This window comes from Vibrio sp. 1401 (assembly GCF_033340295.1).
Window position 1 is genome coordinate 1 of record NZ_JAWOWF010000591.1, and the last position, 589, is coordinate 589.

At 49.2% G+C, this 589-nt stretch carries 1 protein-coding gene; it reads left to right on the top strand.

Annotation, left to right across the window (positions count from 1 at the left end):
- Positions 1-589, top strand: a 589-nt coding sequence (locus R7Z77_RS27010) for a sensor histidine kinase (protein WP_318137260.1), incomplete at both ends; no start/stop codon positions are given.

Here is a 589-nt window from a genome sequence, read left to right on the forward strand (position 1 = left end):
TGGTCGCAGACAACTTAAACAAGATGCTCTCGCTAAACGAGACTATTGCCGAGGTCATTGCTAGGCTAAAAGTCTTCACCCGTAAAACTTCTCATGAACCTCATAATGAAGTGTCGATACTCCACGATGCGGTGCACAATGCCACCAGCATATTGAGCAATAAGTTGATCAAGCAAGGCGTCACGCTCAAAGTACCGACGATCGACCACGAGGTGAGGCTCGCCATTCACAGCGTTGAACTAGAACAAGTGCTCATCAATCTGTTCCACAACGCTGCGCAAGCGATGGATGGCTATTGTATTGATCCGCAAATTTCCATCGCGATTCAATGCCACGATTCGAGCTGCTATATTCTGGTGTCAGATAACGGCCCGGGGATGTCTGACGAGGCATTGGCGAAAATCTTTGACCCGTTTTTTACCACCAAACCAGAAGGGCTCGGACTGGGTTTGACCATTTCAAAACGTATTTTAGAAAGCTATCACGGAGCGCTCAGCGCCTATAACCACCAAGGGACGCAATCGGGTGAGTCAGGCGGCATGACCTTTGTTGTCACCGTTCCGATGGCAAACACCAGAACCACCAAACC